Here is a 14869-nt window from a genome sequence, read left to right as displayed (position 1 = left end):
GGGCCGTCGGCTGCCGATACCACCAGGATGGAACCGTCCATCTGGGCTGCGCCGGTGATCATGTTCTTGACGTAGTCGGCGTGACCGGGGCAGTCCACGTGCGCGTAGTGCCGTTTCTCGGTTTCGTATTCCACGTGAGAGGTATTAATGGTAATCCCGCGTTCTTTTTCTTCCGGGGCGTTGTCAATTTCGTCGTATTTCCTTACTGTGGCGCCACCCACTGTGGACAGTATGGTGGTGATAGCTGCGGTAAGGGTGGTCTTGCCGTGGTCCACGTGGCCGATGGTACCAATGTTTACGTGCGGTTTGGTCCGCTCAAATTTCGCCTTTGCCATGGTTGGTTTTAATTCCTCCTTGCTTTATCCTTAAGTTTTTCATTGGGGCTTTATTGCACCTGCCAATTACCAAAAGGTTCATATACTACAGCATTTCTTTATTATTTCCATTTTTACCAGTTTTATAAACCGCAACCCAACACCAACATTTTTATTCGATAGTTATTAATTAAATCCTTCTTAAGAAAATTAAAATGAAAAAAAACCAGCTTTATGCTGGTTTGTTGGTAGCGGCGCAGGGATTTGAACCCCGGACACTGCGGGTATGAACCGCATGCTCTGACCATCTGAGCTACGCCGCCATGTATTTAAGTGGAGCCGCTAACCGGGTTTGAACCGGTGACCTCATCCTTACCAAGGATGCGCTCTACCTCCTGAGCTATAGCGGCATTTGGTTGCGGGGGGGGGATTTGAACCCCCGACCTTCGGGTTATGAGCCCGACGAGCTGCCGGCTGCTCCACCCCGCGTCAACATTTAATACTATAACACATATTAAAAAAATTTTCAATGTTATTTGCTACTAATTTGCTTGAATTTGGTGGAGAGGGCAGGATTCGAACCTGCGAAGGCGTCGCCGGCAGATTTACAGTCTGCTCCCTTTGGCCACTCGGGAACCTCTCCACAAAAATTTTAAGTTTATCCGGCCACCCGGTTTAATGCTGGAGCCGGCGATGGGACTCGAACCCGCAACCTGCTGATTACAAGTCAGCTGCTCTGCCAATTGAGCTACGCCGGCATCGACGACAAAAGTTATTATAAGCCAGGTACAGCACTTTGTCAATAGGCTAACACAATAAAAATAATAACTAAAAACTACCAAAGCTTATTCTTTTAGTACGAGCCCGTAAATAATTAAGAAAGCCGGTTGCCTTGATTGGCAATCCGGCTTAACTAATCAATAATTAAAAGATCAGGCCTCGCGTTTTTCCAGATAGCGCTCCAGCTTGCGTTTCACCCTTTGCAGAGCGTTATCAATGGATTTAACATGTCTTTTGAGATCTTCGGCAATTTCCTGGTAGGATTTTCCCTCCAGGTAGGACATCAGCACTTTCCACTCCAATGAACTTAGTATCTCACCCATCTTTTCTTCGATATCATCAAATTCTTCGCGGCTGATAATCAACTCTTCAGGATCGGATATTTTGGAACCTGATATGACATCCAGCAATGTACGGTCAGAGTCCTCATCGTAAATAGGTTTGTTCAGCGAAATATAGGAATTTAGCGGGATATGCTTTTGCCTGGTGGCGGTTTTAATAGCTGTTATTATTTGGCGGGTAATACATAGTTCAGCAAAAGCGCGAAAAGACGACAACTTGTCCATTCTAAAATCACGAATCGCCTTATATAGACCGATCATACCCTCCTGGATAATATCTTCCCGGTCCGCACCGATTAAAAAGTAAGAACGGGCTTTGGCTCGCACAAAGTTTTTATACTTATTAATCAGGTATTCAAGAGCCGCATCGTCACCCTCACGGGCAAATTCAACCACATCTTCGTCAAGCATCAACTGAAAATCGCCGGAAGCATCCATTTGGGCGTGTAAGTTCAAAAATATCCCTCCTGCCGTAATCTCCCCAACGAAACCCACAAAGAAAAAAATAACCCGCACCGCTTAATAAGTAAATAAATCCGGGCTCAAATAATCAGTCCCAGATAGCATATGGGGCAAAAAAATATTAATTTTTTAATCAACTAGCCAGTCCTATATTTACATGCACTATTATAACCGCCCCCGGAGGGCGCGTCAAGGGCTAATCCCTTTTTCTCCTCCATTGTTCAAATACCTGGCGAATATTACCCGCTAAACGGTTTTCCAGGTAACTTTCGGTATAATCTTTGCGGGCCAGTTTTTCCTGGGTATTCCGGCCCGTTTTCAGCACCCGGGCCAAGAGCTCCTTGGGCGTCATGCGGTAAGCGCCCCGTCCGAAAACTATCCTCTGCTCGTCCCAGTCAAAGGTCACCACCCGAATGTTGCCGTCCTTTGGCATATCGCCAACCAGCTTTTCAATCAAAGAGTCGGCGGTTTCATCCTCCCTGGTGTAAAAAACATGCACATCGTTTACTATCTCATGCCTTTCCACGTTGCCCCTGACCCGGTGGGCATCAAAAACCACCACCACCCTGTCACCGCTGAATCCGGCATAATTGGCCAGCATATCCACCAGCTTGTCCCGGGCATGCTCCAAGCTCTCCTCCGCCAGTACGGCCAATTCAGGCCAGGCATATACAACATTATATCCGTCCACCACTATATATTCATTCATTTTATCCCCTGCTTCTCTGGCGCACCGCCTCAAATAATACCAGCGCCGCCGCCACTGAGGCGTTCAGGGAATTGACCCGGCCCGCCATGGGGAGCTTTACCAACATATCACACTTCTCCCGTACCAGTCTTCCAAGTCCCTTATCTTCACCACCGACCACTATGGCCAGAGGGCCTGACAAAGGGGCATCCCAGACCGATTGACTGGCCTCGTGGTGCGCGCCTACCACCCAAATGCCCTGTTTTTTCAACAGCTCAATTGTTTGCACCATATTACCCACCCGGGCCACGGGCACAAACTCCACCGCTCCGGCTGAAGACTTTACCACCGCCGGAGTGACCGCGGCAGCCCGGCGCCGGGGTATAACCACCCCGTGGGCCCCCGCCGCATCGGCACAGCGAATAACCGCCCCTAAATTATGGGGGTCCGTAACCTCATCCAAAAGCACCAGCAAGGGGTCGGTATTTTTTATACCATCCAGTATATCCTCCAACTCTGCGTAGGCATAAGGGGCCACCTGGGCAATTACACCCTGGTGCGCCGCACCGGGCGCCATCCGGTCCAGGAATTGCCTCTCCACATTTTGCACGGGCACATGTTTTTCCCGGGCTAATTTGATTATATCTGATGTAACGGCGGGTTTTACGCCCCGGGCCAGGTATATCTTATTTACGGTTCGACCTGCCCGCAGCGCTTCACATACCGGATTTCGCCCCATAACAATCTGATCCATTAAAAAATCTCCACCCAGTACCTATAGTTTTTCGAACTCTTCCCGCACCTGGGCCTGCCGGCCACAACACATCTCACCCTCGGGACAAGGCCCTTTAAGACATCGGGGACCGGCGTCCCGAAACAATACAGGGGCCACTTGTCGTACCTGGCGCAACATTTCGGTGGCCAGTGCCCGTATTTCCCACTGGGCCCTGTTGCAGCAGCGCAACGAAAAAAAGTGCAGCAATTCCCGGGCGTTCATGGTCACCACCAGCTTGGTTTCGGCAGCGTTGGGCAAGACAAAACGGGCGTCCTCCTTGGCCCCGTCACCGTAACCGGCCAGTTTTTTCAACCACTGGTCGTACCACTGCTGAATCTGAGCCATTTGCCGCTCAAACTCCTGCACCTCACCGGGACCCAGGGCAACAATGCGTGGCGGTATGACATAGTTAAAAACACCATCTGCATTGGACGCACTGTCCTCACTGACGTAACGCTGGGATTTCACACTGAAACTGGCAATCCGGTGCCTGGTTATTTGCGCCAAAAGGCTCCGGGATACCCCCTCTATGCCAAAGGTAAAGCTGGCATGCTCCACAGGAGTCAGGTGCCCCATACCGGACAACTTGCTTATAAAGTGAGCCTGGTCCCGCTGGCTCACCCCCCTTTGCAACTCTTCCATACCGGAGGGCGAATAGCATAACTTGGCTGCCAAGGCAACCAACTGCTCAGGATTTTCAGTGTACTGCAGCAACTCCACCCGCAGTTGTCTTCTCCCCATAACATTGTTCCCCCGTAGTTTATTTATATCATACTGACCGTCAACTCAACTATCAACTGTTTCACCATCCGGCTTCGCATATGCTTGGCATATTATTAAGCCACAAATCCAATTCCAAACTCTCAACCTGCTAGCACCCGGCACCAAGTTCCTGGCTGATCACATCCCTGGCCAGGGTTAATATTTCTTCCAGCCTGGACCAGTCACGCTGCAGGTACAGGTACCCCACCAGGCATTCAAAACCCGTACTGTGCCGGTACTCGATAACACTGTCACCCCTCGGCGCATGGCCGGGCTTGGCATTGCGGCCGCGACGGGCCACCGCTTCTTCGGTTTTATTAAGATGCCCGGCAAGGGCCCGGAAAACTTTGGCCTGGGTAGAGGCCCGTACATACCGCACAGCCTCCCGGTGTAGTTTATTGACACTGGTAATACCCTGGTTAACCAGGTATTCCCGTATCGCAAGCTCATATACCGCGTCCCCGATATAGGCCAAAACCAGCGATGAAACCTCCCGGGGATCAATATTTGCATCCCTTTCTCCAAACATGTTACCTATTGCTTTTTCCAGCGCACCCCGCCGGGAGTATCCTCAAGCACAATACCGAGCGTTTTGAGCCGGTCACGGATACGGTCGGCGGTGGGCCAGTCTTTATTTTTACGGGCGGTCTGCCTGATCTCGATAATCAAATCAATCAAATCCCCAACCAAGCTTTCATTGCCTGCGCCATCACCGTCCAGCAAAATCTCACCCCGGGCACCGGTTTTAAATATACCCAGCACGCCGTTGAAATCAATGAAGGTTTGCCGGGCTTTTTGCAAGGCGGCCAATCTTTCCGCGGGATTGGGAAAATCGCCAGCTGACAGGTAACTGTTCACTTCCCGGGCCAGGTCAAACAGCGTGCCTATGGCCAGTGCGGTATTAAAGTCATCATCCATGGCCCTTTCAAATTCACCCCGTATTTCTCCCAGGCGCACGGCCAGTGCGGGATCAGGTGGTGCCGCGCCGGTGGATTCCCGTCCCGCCAGGGCTTCATCCAGCAAACGCAAACAGGTTTTGATCCGCTCCAATCCTTTTAGGCTTGCAGTTAATTTCTCGTCATCAAAATCCAGGGGACTGCGGTAATGGGTACTGAGCAGGTAAAAGCGCACCACTTCAGGGGGAAACTTGCTTAAAATGTCCCGCACCAGGAAAAAGTTACCCAGTGACTTGCTCATTTTTTCCTGGTTTACCGTAATAAACCCGTTATGGACCCAGTAGCGGGCAAAGGGTTGCCCCGTGACCGCCTCGGTCTGGGCGATCTCGTTTTCATGATGGGGAAATATCAGGTCAAAACCCCCGCCGTGGATATCGAAGTTAATACCCAGGTATTTAAGGGCCATGGCGGAACACTCAATATGCCAGCCCGGCCTGCCCTTGCCCCAGGGACTGTCCCAGGCGGGCTCACCGGGCTTGGCGGATTTCCACAGGGCAAAGTCCATGGGATCATTTTTGCGATGATCAACCTCCACCCGGGCACCGGCCTGCATATCCTCCAGTGTCCGGCCGGATAATTTGCCGTAACCGGCAAACTTGCGCACGTTGTAATATACATCGCCGTCCACCAGGTAGGCAAAACCTTTGTCCACCAGCGCTTCAACCAGGGCAATAATTTCCGGAATATGACCGGACACTTTGGGATGTATGTCCGCCCGCAATACATTTAACGCATCGGCGTCCTTAAAATATTCATTGACATAGCGTTCGGCCAGGGCCAGGGGATCATCCCCCTCTTCCCGGGCCCGGTTGATGATTTTGTCGTCGATATCGGTAAAGTTTTGGACATATAATACATTAAATTCCTTATATTTAAGGTACCTGCGTATAGTATCAAAAACCACGATGGGCCGGGCATTACCCAGGTGGATATAATTATAAGTGGTGGGTCCGCAAACATATATGGCCACTTTGCCCGGTTCCCGGGGTATAAATTCTTCCTTTTTTCTGGTTAAGGTATTATATATGCGCATAAGCCAATAATCCCCGTTCCTTTCTCATTCTTAGTGCTCTTTACGGTTTACAGCCGCCAGGGCCGCCTCCAGCTCTTCGACCCTCTTTTCCAGTTTCTCCACATTGCTTTGCATGGCGAACATCGCCTCTGTCACGGGATCAGGCAGTAGATCATGGCGCAAATCGATTCCGGATACGCTGGCAACCTTTTCACCGTCCCGCACCACCACTTTGCCGGGCACCCCAACTACCGTGCTGTTGGGCGGCACGGGTTTTAAAACCACTGAACCGGCACCGATTTTACTGTTCTCCCCCACAGTAAATGAACCAAGGATTTTGGCTCCGGTACTGATAACTACATTATCCCCGATGGTGGGATGACGCTTACCCTTTTCTTTACCGGTACCCCCCAGGGTCACTCCCTGGTAAATGGTAACATTGTTACCCACTTCAGCGGTTTCCCCGATGACCACCCCGGCACCGTGGTCAATAAATAACCCTTCTCCTATCTTTGCTCCGGGGTGGATTTCAATCTGGGTCAACGCCCGGCTAAACTGCGAAACCAGCCGGGCGATGAGGAAAAGACGGTGCCGGTAAAAGAAATGAGCCACCCGGTGCAGCATGATGGCATGCAGCCCGGGATAGCAAAGCAGCACCTCAAGCACCGATTTGGCGGCCGGGTCCCTGTCAAAAACCACCTGTATGTCCTTGCGGAGCCGACCGAACAGCAAACCAATCCCTGCCTTTCAGACTATAATAAAATGTTTTATAACGACCGGCTTACGGCCATTGCTTTTTCCAAACGAGCCGCAACCCCCGGCGCGCCAAGCACGGGAAGCAAGTAGTGAAGATCCGGGCCGCTGATTTTGCCGGTTAAAGCTACCCGCAGCGGCTGGTAGACTTTCTTGCCGCCGAGACCCAATTCCTTGGGCAGCTTTTTCAGCATTGTCCGGGCCGCAGCCTCATCCAAATCACCTTGCCAGGCCGCCAGCTTTGCCTTAAGGGCTTCAAGCACCACGGGTACGTGATCCTGAGTTAAGATATCCCTGGCCTCGGCATCCCCGTAGCCGGGATCATTGAAAAAAACATCCGCAAAGTCATTAATTTGTGCCATGTATTCCAAACGTTCCCGCACCGCCACAACAATTAGCCGCACCTTTTCTTTTACCGGTTCGTCCACGTTCTCCGGCAAATATCCCTCTTTTTGCAAAAAGGGCAGCGCCAGTTCGGTAAGCCGCTCCACTGAGCAATGCCGGATATAATTGCCGTTCAACCAGTTTAATTTATCCAAATCAAACACCGCCGGGCTTTTGGACACCCGTTCCAGCGAAAACTGTTCCTTGATTTGTTCCAGGGTGAAAACCTCTTCCTCGGTGCCCGGGGACCAGCCCAACAGTGCCAGGAAATTCACCAGAGCCTCGGGCAAATAACCCAATTCCCGGTACTGCTCAATGGATGTGGCCCCGTGACGCTTACTCATCTTGGACCGGTCTTTGCCCAGTATCAATGAAACGTGGGCAAACTCTGGCACCTCCCAGCCCAGGGCTTCATACAACAAGACCTGCAGGGGCGTATTGGAAAGGTGCTCCTCAGCCCGGATGACATGGTTGATACCCATCAGGTGATCATCCACCACTACCGCAAAATTGTACGTAGGTATACCGTCCGATTTGACAATAATGAAATCACCGATACCGGCACAGTCAAAATTAACGGTACCCCGCACCACGTCCTGAATGGTAATTGTTTTATCCCGGGGCACCCTGAAACGCAATACCGGTTTGCGCCCTTCGGCTTCCAGGCGGGCACAGTCCTCATCCCCGAGACCATAACATTTACCGGTATAGCGAACCATTTCCCCCGCGGCCAGCTGAGCCTCCCGCTGGGCGGCCAACTCCTCTTCACTGCAATAACAGCGGTAGGCCAGCCCGCTTTCCAGCAATTGAGCAGCGTAGCCCGAATATATGGCCAGTCGTTCGGTCTGGCGATACGGGCCATTATCGCCCCCGACACCAATGCCTTCATCCCAATCCAGGCCCAGCCAGCGCAATGAATTCAATATGTTTTCTTCCGACTCCCTGGACGAGCGCTCCAAATCGGTATCCTCTATGCGCACAATAAATTTACCGCCGTAGCGGCGGGCAAAAAGCCAGTTGAACAGGGCAGAACGCGCCCCTCCTATATGTAAAGGCCCCGTCGGGCTGGGTGCAAATCTAACTCTGACTTTGTTCAATGCCGGTTCCACTCCCTTTTAATGTCTGTTTTTCGACACTTAATTATATCACTGCACAGTAATTACTAGCAACTTTTTACACTATTTTACCCTTGCCCGCCAAAGGGCAAAAGCGTATAAAAGATAAAAGCCGCACCCCGCGGATAGCCGAAGGATACGGCTTAATAGTACTTGACCCAACTGCTCCAACCCGTAAACCTAAAATCATTTTATCCTGCGGATACAAGCCACCGCCTGGGCGGCGATACCCTCGCCCCGCCCGGCAAACCCCAAACCCTCGGTGGTCGTGGCTTTAACACTGACCTGCTCCGGTGCCACACCCATTTCCCGGGCCATATTCACCCGCATCTGCTCTATATACGGAGATATTTTAGGGGCCTGGGCAATAACCACGGCATCCACATTACTTACCGTCCAGAGCCGTTCGCCAAGATAACCCGCCACCCGGGAGAGCAATACCAGGCTGGAAATACCCCGGTATTTTTGATCCGTATCCGGAAAAAGCTTGCCGATATCACCACAACCGGCGGCCCCCAGCAAGGCATCCATCACAGCATGAACCAGCACATCGGCATCCGAATGACCCAGCAAACCCAGGTGATAGGGCACCTCTACCCCGCCTAAAACTAGTAGCCGCCCGGCCACCAGCCTGTGCACGTCATATCCTATACCCACCCGCATAACAAAACCTCCAAAGGGGTCAGGCTTAAAGTTTATTAACTTACCGGCAAAATTCTACAACAAGGCCTCGGCCAGGGCAATATCCTCGGGGGTGGTTATTTTGATATTTGCATAATCCCCGGGCACCAGCTTGACGGGATGCCCCAACCGCTCCACCAGCGAAGCATCATCGGTGCCGCTAAAACCGTCCCGGGCGGCTGCCCGGTGCGCCTCCATTAAAAGCTCAAAGTTGAACACCTGGGGCGTTTGCACCTGCCACAGTTTGTCCCTGGGCAGGGTTTCCCACACCAGATCCTCCTCCCCTGCCATTTTGATGGTATCCTTAACGGGTACCGCCAGGGTGGCCGCCCCCCACTGCCGGGCCTGGCGGATCGCTTCCCGGATTCTTTCCGGCCTGGCCAGCGGGCGCGCGCCATCGTGCACCACCACCAGTTCGACACCGGCGGGCAGTGCCGCCAGGCCGCACCTTACCGAGTCACCACGACTGGCCCCGCCGGGCACTATTGCAACCTGCCTGCCCCATCCGTATTTATCCAGAACTGACCGGAAACCCGCCTCCCAGCCCGGCGTCACCACAAGTACAATGCCGTCCACCGGCACCGCTTGCACGGCCTGCAGTGCATGTACCACCACCGGCCGGCCCGCCAGATCAAGAAGTTGTTTATTAACCCCATCGCCCATACGAGTACTCCGGCCCGCCGCAGCCACCAGGGCGTACACGCTACCCAAGCAGCTTCACCTCTCTGTAGTTTTGCGCTTCCTGCTGGATCTCACCGCGCCGCTCCGATTTGGGCTTGGCAAATATCATTCGACCGGCTGCTGTTTGCAGTACACTGGTCACCAGCACGGTAATGGTTTGCTGCAAATAACGCTTGCCTCCGTCCACCACAATCATGGTGCCGTCATCCAGGTACGCAACACCCTGCCCGGCTTCCTTGCCCTCTTTAACCACCTGCACCTGCATTTCCTCGCCGGGTAGCACAACGGGTTTAACAGCATTGGCCAGTTCGTTTATGTTGAGCACCTTTACACCATGCAGCTCTGCAACCTTATTCAGGTTAAAATCATTGGTCATTATTTTGGCCCCCAGCTTCTGGGCCAGCTTAACCAGTTTGGTATCCACCTCCAGGGCATCGTCAATACCTTTGGTGTTATCATTAATCACCACTTTAACCGAGGGGTCTTTACGCAAGTTATTTAAAATATCCAACCCCCGGCGTCCCCGGTTACGTTTGAGTAAATCCGATGAATCCGCTATATGCCGCAGCTCTTCCAGTACAAAACCCGGCACCACCAGCGTCCCTTCAATAAAACCGCTGGCGGACAAATCAGCAATCCTGCCATCAATAATCACGCTGGTGTCTAAAATTTTTTGCATGCTGGCTTGTTTCGCATCCGGAGCGGCTTTATCCTTACCAACCCCCAACCGGGGTATATTACCCATAAAACTCATAATTTCTTCCCGTTTTTTAACACTTATCGCCATCCCCAGGTAACCAAGTAGTAACGTTACTGCTATCCAAATTATCTTACCGGGAAAACCTATAAATGCAAAAACAGAACCTAATAAATTAGCTATAATAAGTCCGATGATGAGGCCCACCGAACCCATGACCAGATCCTGCACCGGCGTTTTGCTGAGCATCTGTTCCAGCAATGCCGTCAGCCACAGGGAGAACCGGATTAGCCAGGGTGTTAATAAAATGCCCAGCACCAGGCCAACCAGCGCGCCAAGACCGATAATGCCGAACTTCATGGTATCGGTTAGGGGCCATAAACCCAAATTTGAAACATACAACCCTGAATATACGCCGCTGGCGGTAAATAATACCACCATAATTATAAATACCAGTTTTTTAACCAACCTGTTATCACCTCCCTCATTGTTAATTATTATTGACACCGGCATTATATTCTATTATGGATGATTTGAAAGTTTGTTTCAACCTTTTTGGTGATTTTTTCCGGTAAGAGTTTTTTACGGTAAATAAAAATACGCCAGATATTCTGGCGCATTATGCAAAAACCCCTTCAATCATGGACTTTGTCTTATCCTCACCCATCTCGGTGGCCAGTACCAGTTCACTGATCAGAATTTGCCGGGCGTTTTCCAGCATCTTTCGTTCACCTGAAGAAAGCCCCTTTTCCTGATCCCTTTTTATCAGGTTCCGAACAACTTCGGCGACTTCATAGATGTTACCGCTCTTTATTTTTTCCAGGTTGGCCCGATAGCGCCTATTCCAGTTATCAGACATGCTGCTGGATTGATCACGCAAAATGCGAAAAACCCGCTGCACACCATCATTATCAATAACCTGGCGCAACCCCACTTCCTCACAGTTGGAAATAGGTATCATTACCTTCATATCACCAACCGGCAACCTGAGGATATAGTACTGCCTGGTCTCCCCGAGAACTTCCTTTTCCTCGATGGCTTCGATAATCCCGGCGCCGTGCATTGGATAAACTACTTTATCTCCAATTTTAAACAAATTCCCGGACCTCCTTACCATATTCATAAAATATAATAGCACAAATACAGGATATTGTCAAGGAAATCTAATATTTTAGCACAGCACAAACATTGTGTCAATAATATTTTTTACTGCTCTACGGTTTGACAGGACAAGCCGCTCACCGTTATAATTACTGCAAGCTTTAAAACAAAAAGGAGTGAAACCGTTTGCTCAAAGATATAATTTATGACGAATTTCAACATACGGTTTCTGAAATATTGCTTTGCAACCGGAGCATCCTGGACCTGCTGGCAAAGTCCCAGGAAACAAATGCCAGAATGAACCGGGCTATCATTAAATCAGTAACCGGCTGCGGGTGTATTAGAATAAACGCGGCCAAAAAGAAAATTCCACCCGAAACTTCTTTGGAAGGATTAAAAAAGTTATTGGAATCACATCTGGAAGGCGAGTTGTGCGATAACTGCCGGGAAATTGTTGAACTAGAAATGGGACGCAATCTTTTCTACCTGGCTGCCCTGTGCAATCTGCTTGACCTGAACATGTATGACGTTTTAATCAAAGAGCAAAAAAAGTTAAAGGCACTGGGACTGTATAACCTGGCCTAACCCGTCTTAACCAAGCACCGCTAAAACGATTCTTCCCAGTGCGGCAGGCATTACAAGTAACTCCAAATAAAAAGTATATTCTACACAAATAGTAATTTTCCCTGCTATGTTATTTTAGCTTTTGTTGCCTAAACCACCAAAGGCGTGGATCATAGCCACGCCTTTAAATTTGTCATACATAACGCTCCTGGGTGAGCTGATCACGGTAACGTTGCAGCCCCTCCTTGATTGAGCGGGCCCTTACTTCGCCGATACCTTCCACGGCGTCCAATTCCTCAATGGTGGCTCCCAGCACCTTCCGCAGCGAGCCAAATTCCCGCACCAGGTTTTCCACCACCTGTAAAGGCAAGCGGGGAATTTTCTCCAGGATCCGGTAACCGCGGGGCACCACATGCTGATCCAATGCACCGGCGCTGCCCGGATGGCCTAAAGCCCGGGCTATCAAAGTAAGATCCAGCAAATCCTCGGAAGGCCAGCTACCGATCATGGCCATAACACTTTCCGGCGGCTTTTCACCACCCAAAGTGGCGTAATCCTGAATAATTAATCGCCCTTCATCCTCCACGTTGGCTACCAGCTCTTCCAACTGCATAGTGATCAGGCGACCCTCGGTGCCCAGCTCGCTGATATAGCGTTTTATCTCCTTAACCACCCGCAGGACCATTTCCGTCCTTTGAATGGCCTTGGCCACATCATACAGCGTTACGGCCTCTTCAAACTCCAGCGTACTTAAATTAGCCACCACCCGTTTCAACACGTGGCGGTATTTCTCCAGGGTTTGCAACGCCTGGTTGGCTTTGTTTATCACAACCCCCGATTCCCGGAGCGCATACTTTAAATTACCTTTGTATATGGTGATAACACTGCGTCGCTGGGAGATGGAAATGACCAGAGCGCCTGTTTGTTTGGCCACCCTTTCCGCAGTACGGTGCCGGATACCCGTCTCACTGGACGGGATGCTTAAATTGGGGATTAATTGAGTATTGGCTGCAATTATCTTTTTCACATCTTCGCTGATAATGATGGCCCCGTCCATTTTAGCCAATTCATAAAGATTAGCCGGGGTAAAATCGGCGTTAATGGCAAACCCACCCTCCGCCAGCTCCATAACCTCGGGCCTGTCACTGATCACCAGAAGCCCCCCGGTCTTGGCCCGCAAAATGTTCTCCATGCCTTCCCGAAGCGGCGTACCCGGCGCGACCACCCGCAGCACATCGAGTAACTTATCTTCCAATTTTCTCCCCCTTTATAGCACCGCTATTGGTAAAATTTTATCCAATATCAAAACACCATGTCAAATGCTTCGGCCAGCGTGGCCGCTTGCTGTATGCGAAATGTTCCTTGTCCGGGCAGACCCTTTTGCCGGGGCACTATGCAGCACCCGAAACCCAATTGCGCAGCCTCGCGAATTCTTTTATCCAAAGCGGTAACCGGCCTTATTTCACCGGTTAACCCCAGTTCTCCCATGACCACCGTGCGCCTGTCAATGGCCCGTTCCCGGAAACTTGAAGCCAGGGCCAGGGCAATCCCCAGGTCGGCCGCCGGTTCATCAATGCGCACACCACCCACTACGTTTACATAAGCATCGCAGTTACCCAGCATGAGTCCCATACGTTTTTCCAGCACCGCCATGATTAAAGCTACCCGGTTATGATCCACCCCGGTGGTCATACGCCTGGGCAACCCGAAGGAGGTGGGACATACCAGGGCCTGAATTTCCACCAGTAGCGGCCGGGTGCCCTCCAGGGTCGGCACCACCACTGTTCCGGCTACATCACGGCTGCCATGATCCATTAAAAAAAATGATGATGGGTTGGTCACCTCCGAAAGGCCAGTGCCGGACATCTCAAAAACTCCGATTTCATTGGTGGACCCGAAGCGGTTCTTTACCCCGCGCAGTATTCTAAATGTTTGATGGCGCTCCCCTTCGAAATATAACACCACATCCACCATATGCTCCATTACCCGGGGACCGGCGATCATACCTTCCTTGGTGACATGCCCCACAACAAAAACAGAAATCGATTGTTCCTTGGCCATCCGCATCAGCCGGGCGGTACATTCCCGCACCTGGCTCACACTGCCGGGAGCGGATGTTATACCGGACAAATACATGGTCTGAATGGAATCCACCACCACCAGTGCGGGATTAACTTTGGCCAACTGTTCCTCCACAGCCTCCAGGTTGGTTTGGGAGTAGACATAAAGCCCGGCACTGTTTACCCCAAGCCGGTCTGCCCGCAGCCTGATCTGTTGAGGCGACTCCTCCCCGGACACATAAAGTACCCGGTGTCCGGCAAAAGCCACTGCACCGGCTACCTGCAAAAGCAAAGTGGATTTACCGATGCCCGGGTCACCCCCCAGTAAAATCAGCGACCCCGGCACCACACCCCCACCCAGCACACGGTTTAGCTCGGCCATACCCGTGGACCTGCGCTGGCCGTCCACCGGCTCAACCATGTCCAGGGGCCGGGGTTCCTCCCGGCGCTCCATCACCCCGCGCTTGGGCGAAGATATAACAACCTCTTCAACGTAGGTATTCCATTCCCCGCAACCGGCACAACGGCCCATCCAGCGGGAAGTAAAATGACCGCATTTCTGGCAATAATAACCGGTTTTTTTAGCAGTCATACCAATTCTCCCGTTAAAGTTATCTGGTTATTATACCATAATACGGCTATTGTTGTAACCACCATTGGTCCCGTTCTTCAACCTACTTAATTCCTGCTCCTGCAAACACAGGGGGTAAAGGGCAGCAAACACCTACCCCTTACCCCCTTTA

At 51.3% G+C, this 14869-nt stretch carries 16 protein-coding genes and 5 tRNA genes; 1 reads left to right on the top strand and 20 read right to left on the bottom strand.

Annotated elements, in window-relative coordinates:
• The 18 genes from LX24_RS11495 to LX24_RS11410 form a co-directional block, all read right to left on the bottom strand.
• Nucleotides 1–335, bottom strand: a 335-nt coding sequence (locus LX24_RS11495) for a GTP-binding protein (RefSeq protein ID WP_207706600.1), incomplete at its 3' end; no start/stop codon positions are given.
• Nucleotides 336–560: 225 nt separating this feature from the next.
• A tRNA-Met gene (locus LX24_RS11490) sits at nt 561–637 on the bottom strand.
• Nucleotides 638–648: 11 nt separating this feature from the next.
• Nucleotides 649–724, bottom strand: a tRNA-Thr gene (locus tag LX24_RS11485).
• Between the two features lie 3 nt (nt 725–727).
• Nucleotides 728–803, bottom strand: a tRNA-Met gene (locus LX24_RS11480).
• A gap of 69 nt (nt 804–872) precedes the next feature.
• Nucleotides 873–957, bottom strand: a tRNA-Tyr gene (locus LX24_RS11475).
• A 39-nt stretch (nt 958–996) separates the two neighbouring features.
• Nucleotides 997–1072: transfer RNA gene (locus LX24_RS11470), tRNA-Thr, on the bottom strand.
• 174 nt (nt 1073–1246) lie between these two features.
• Nucleotides 1247–1873: an RNA polymerase sporulation sigma factor SigH gene (gene sigH / locus LX24_RS11465; RefSeq protein ID WP_423244338.1), complete on the bottom strand. Its 627-nt coding sequence runs from the start codon at nt 1871–1873 to the stop codon at nt 1247–1249.
• Between the two features lie 220 nt (nt 1874–2093).
• Nucleotides 2094–2606, bottom strand: coding sequence for an NYN domain-containing protein (locus LX24_RS11460; protein ID WP_166512292.1), 513 nt, complete (start codon nt 2604–2606; stop codon nt 2094–2096).
• Between the two features lies 1 nt (nt 2607).
• Entirely contained in the window at nt 2608–3339 is a 732-nt protein-coding gene (gene rlmB, locus LX24_RS11455) for a 23S rRNA (guanosine(2251)-2'-O)-methyltransferase RlmB (RefSeq protein WP_166512291.1), read from the bottom strand.
• A 21-nt stretch (nt 3340–3360) separates the two neighbouring features.
• Nucleotides 3361–4101, bottom strand: coding sequence for an FAD-dependent thymidylate synthase (gene thyX / locus LX24_RS11450; RefSeq protein ID WP_166512290.1), 741 nt, complete (start codon nt 4099–4101; stop codon nt 3361–3363).
• Between the two features lie 130 nt (nt 4102–4231).
• Nucleotides 4232–4651 (bottom strand): Mini-ribonuclease 3, encoded by a 420-nt coding sequence (locus LX24_RS11445; protein ID WP_166512289.1) that lies wholly within the window; start codon nt 4649–4651, stop codon nt 4232–4234.
• A 5-nt stretch (nt 4652–4656) separates the two neighbouring features.
• Nucleotides 4657–6111: a cysteine--tRNA ligase gene (gene cysS, locus LX24_RS11440; RefSeq protein ID WP_166512288.1), complete on the bottom strand. Its 1455-nt coding sequence runs from the start codon at nt 6109–6111 to the stop codon at nt 4657–4659.
• Between the two features lie 30 nt (nt 6112–6141).
• Nucleotides 6142–6819 (bottom strand): serine O-acetyltransferase, encoded by a 678-nt coding sequence (cysE, locus tag LX24_RS11435; RefSeq protein WP_166512299.1) that lies wholly within the window; start codon nt 6817–6819, stop codon nt 6142–6144.
• Between the two features lie 38 nt (nt 6820–6857).
• Nucleotides 6858–8324 carry a glutamate--tRNA ligase gene (gltX, locus tag LX24_RS11430; RefSeq protein WP_166512287.1) on the bottom strand — a complete coding sequence of 489 codons (1467 nt, stop codon included), beginning with the start codon at nt 8322–8324 and terminating at the stop codon, nt 6858–6860.
• A 204-nt stretch (nt 8325–8528) separates the two neighbouring features.
• Nucleotides 8529–9005, bottom strand: coding sequence for a 2-C-methyl-D-erythritol 2,4-cyclodiphosphate synthase (gene ispF, locus LX24_RS11425; protein ID WP_166512286.1), 477 nt, complete (start codon nt 9003–9005; stop codon nt 8529–8531).
• A 54-nt stretch (nt 9006–9059) separates the two neighbouring features.
• Nucleotides 9060–9725, bottom strand: coding sequence for a 2-C-methyl-D-erythritol 4-phosphate cytidylyltransferase (ispD, locus tag LX24_RS11420; protein ID WP_341473572.1), 666 nt, complete (start codon nt 9723–9725; stop codon nt 9060–9062).
• A gap of 1 nt (nt 9726) precedes the next feature.
• Complete coding sequence (locus tag LX24_RS11415; RefSeq protein ID WP_166512284.1) at nt 9727–10869, bottom strand: PIN/TRAM domain-containing protein; 1143 nt, start codon at nt 10867–10869, stop codon at nt 9727–9729.
• A 151-nt stretch (nt 10870–11020) separates the two neighbouring features.
• Nucleotides 11021–11497, bottom strand: a complete 477-nt coding sequence (locus LX24_RS11410) for a CarD family transcriptional regulator (protein ID WP_166512283.1) — start codon at nt 11495–11497, stop codon at nt 11021–11023.
• 191 nt (nt 11498–11688) lie between these two features.
• Between LX24_RS11410 and LX24_RS11405 the strand changes: the two genes are divergently transcribed.
• Nucleotides 11689–12087, top strand: a complete 399-nt coding sequence (locus LX24_RS11405) for a nucleoside triphosphate pyrophosphohydrolase family protein (RefSeq protein ID WP_166512282.1) — start codon at nt 11689–11691, stop codon at nt 12085–12087.
• Between the two features lie 172 nt (nt 12088–12259).
• Here the strand turns inward: LX24_RS11405 and disA are convergent, their stop codons facing one another.
• On the bottom strand, nt 12260–13321 hold the full coding sequence (gene disA / locus LX24_RS11400; protein WP_166512281.1) for a DNA integrity scanning diadenylate cyclase DisA: 1062 nt from the start codon (nt 13319–13321) through the stop codon (nt 12260–12262).
• 47 nt (nt 13322–13368) lie between these two features.
• Nucleotides 13369–14718 carry a DNA repair protein RadA gene (gene radA / locus LX24_RS11395; protein ID WP_166512280.1) on the bottom strand — a complete coding sequence of 450 codons (1350 nt, stop codon included), beginning with the start codon at nt 14716–14718 and terminating at the stop codon, nt 13369–13371.
• Between the last annotated feature and the right edge of the window lie 151 nt (nt 14719–14869).

This window comes from Desulfallas thermosapovorans DSM 6562 (assembly GCF_008124625.1).
Taxonomy (GTDB): Bacteria; Bacillota; Desulfotomaculia; order Desulfotomaculales; family Desulfallaceae; genus Sporotomaculum; species Sporotomaculum thermosapovorans.
This window is presented reverse-complemented; position numbering and strand designations above follow the sequence as displayed.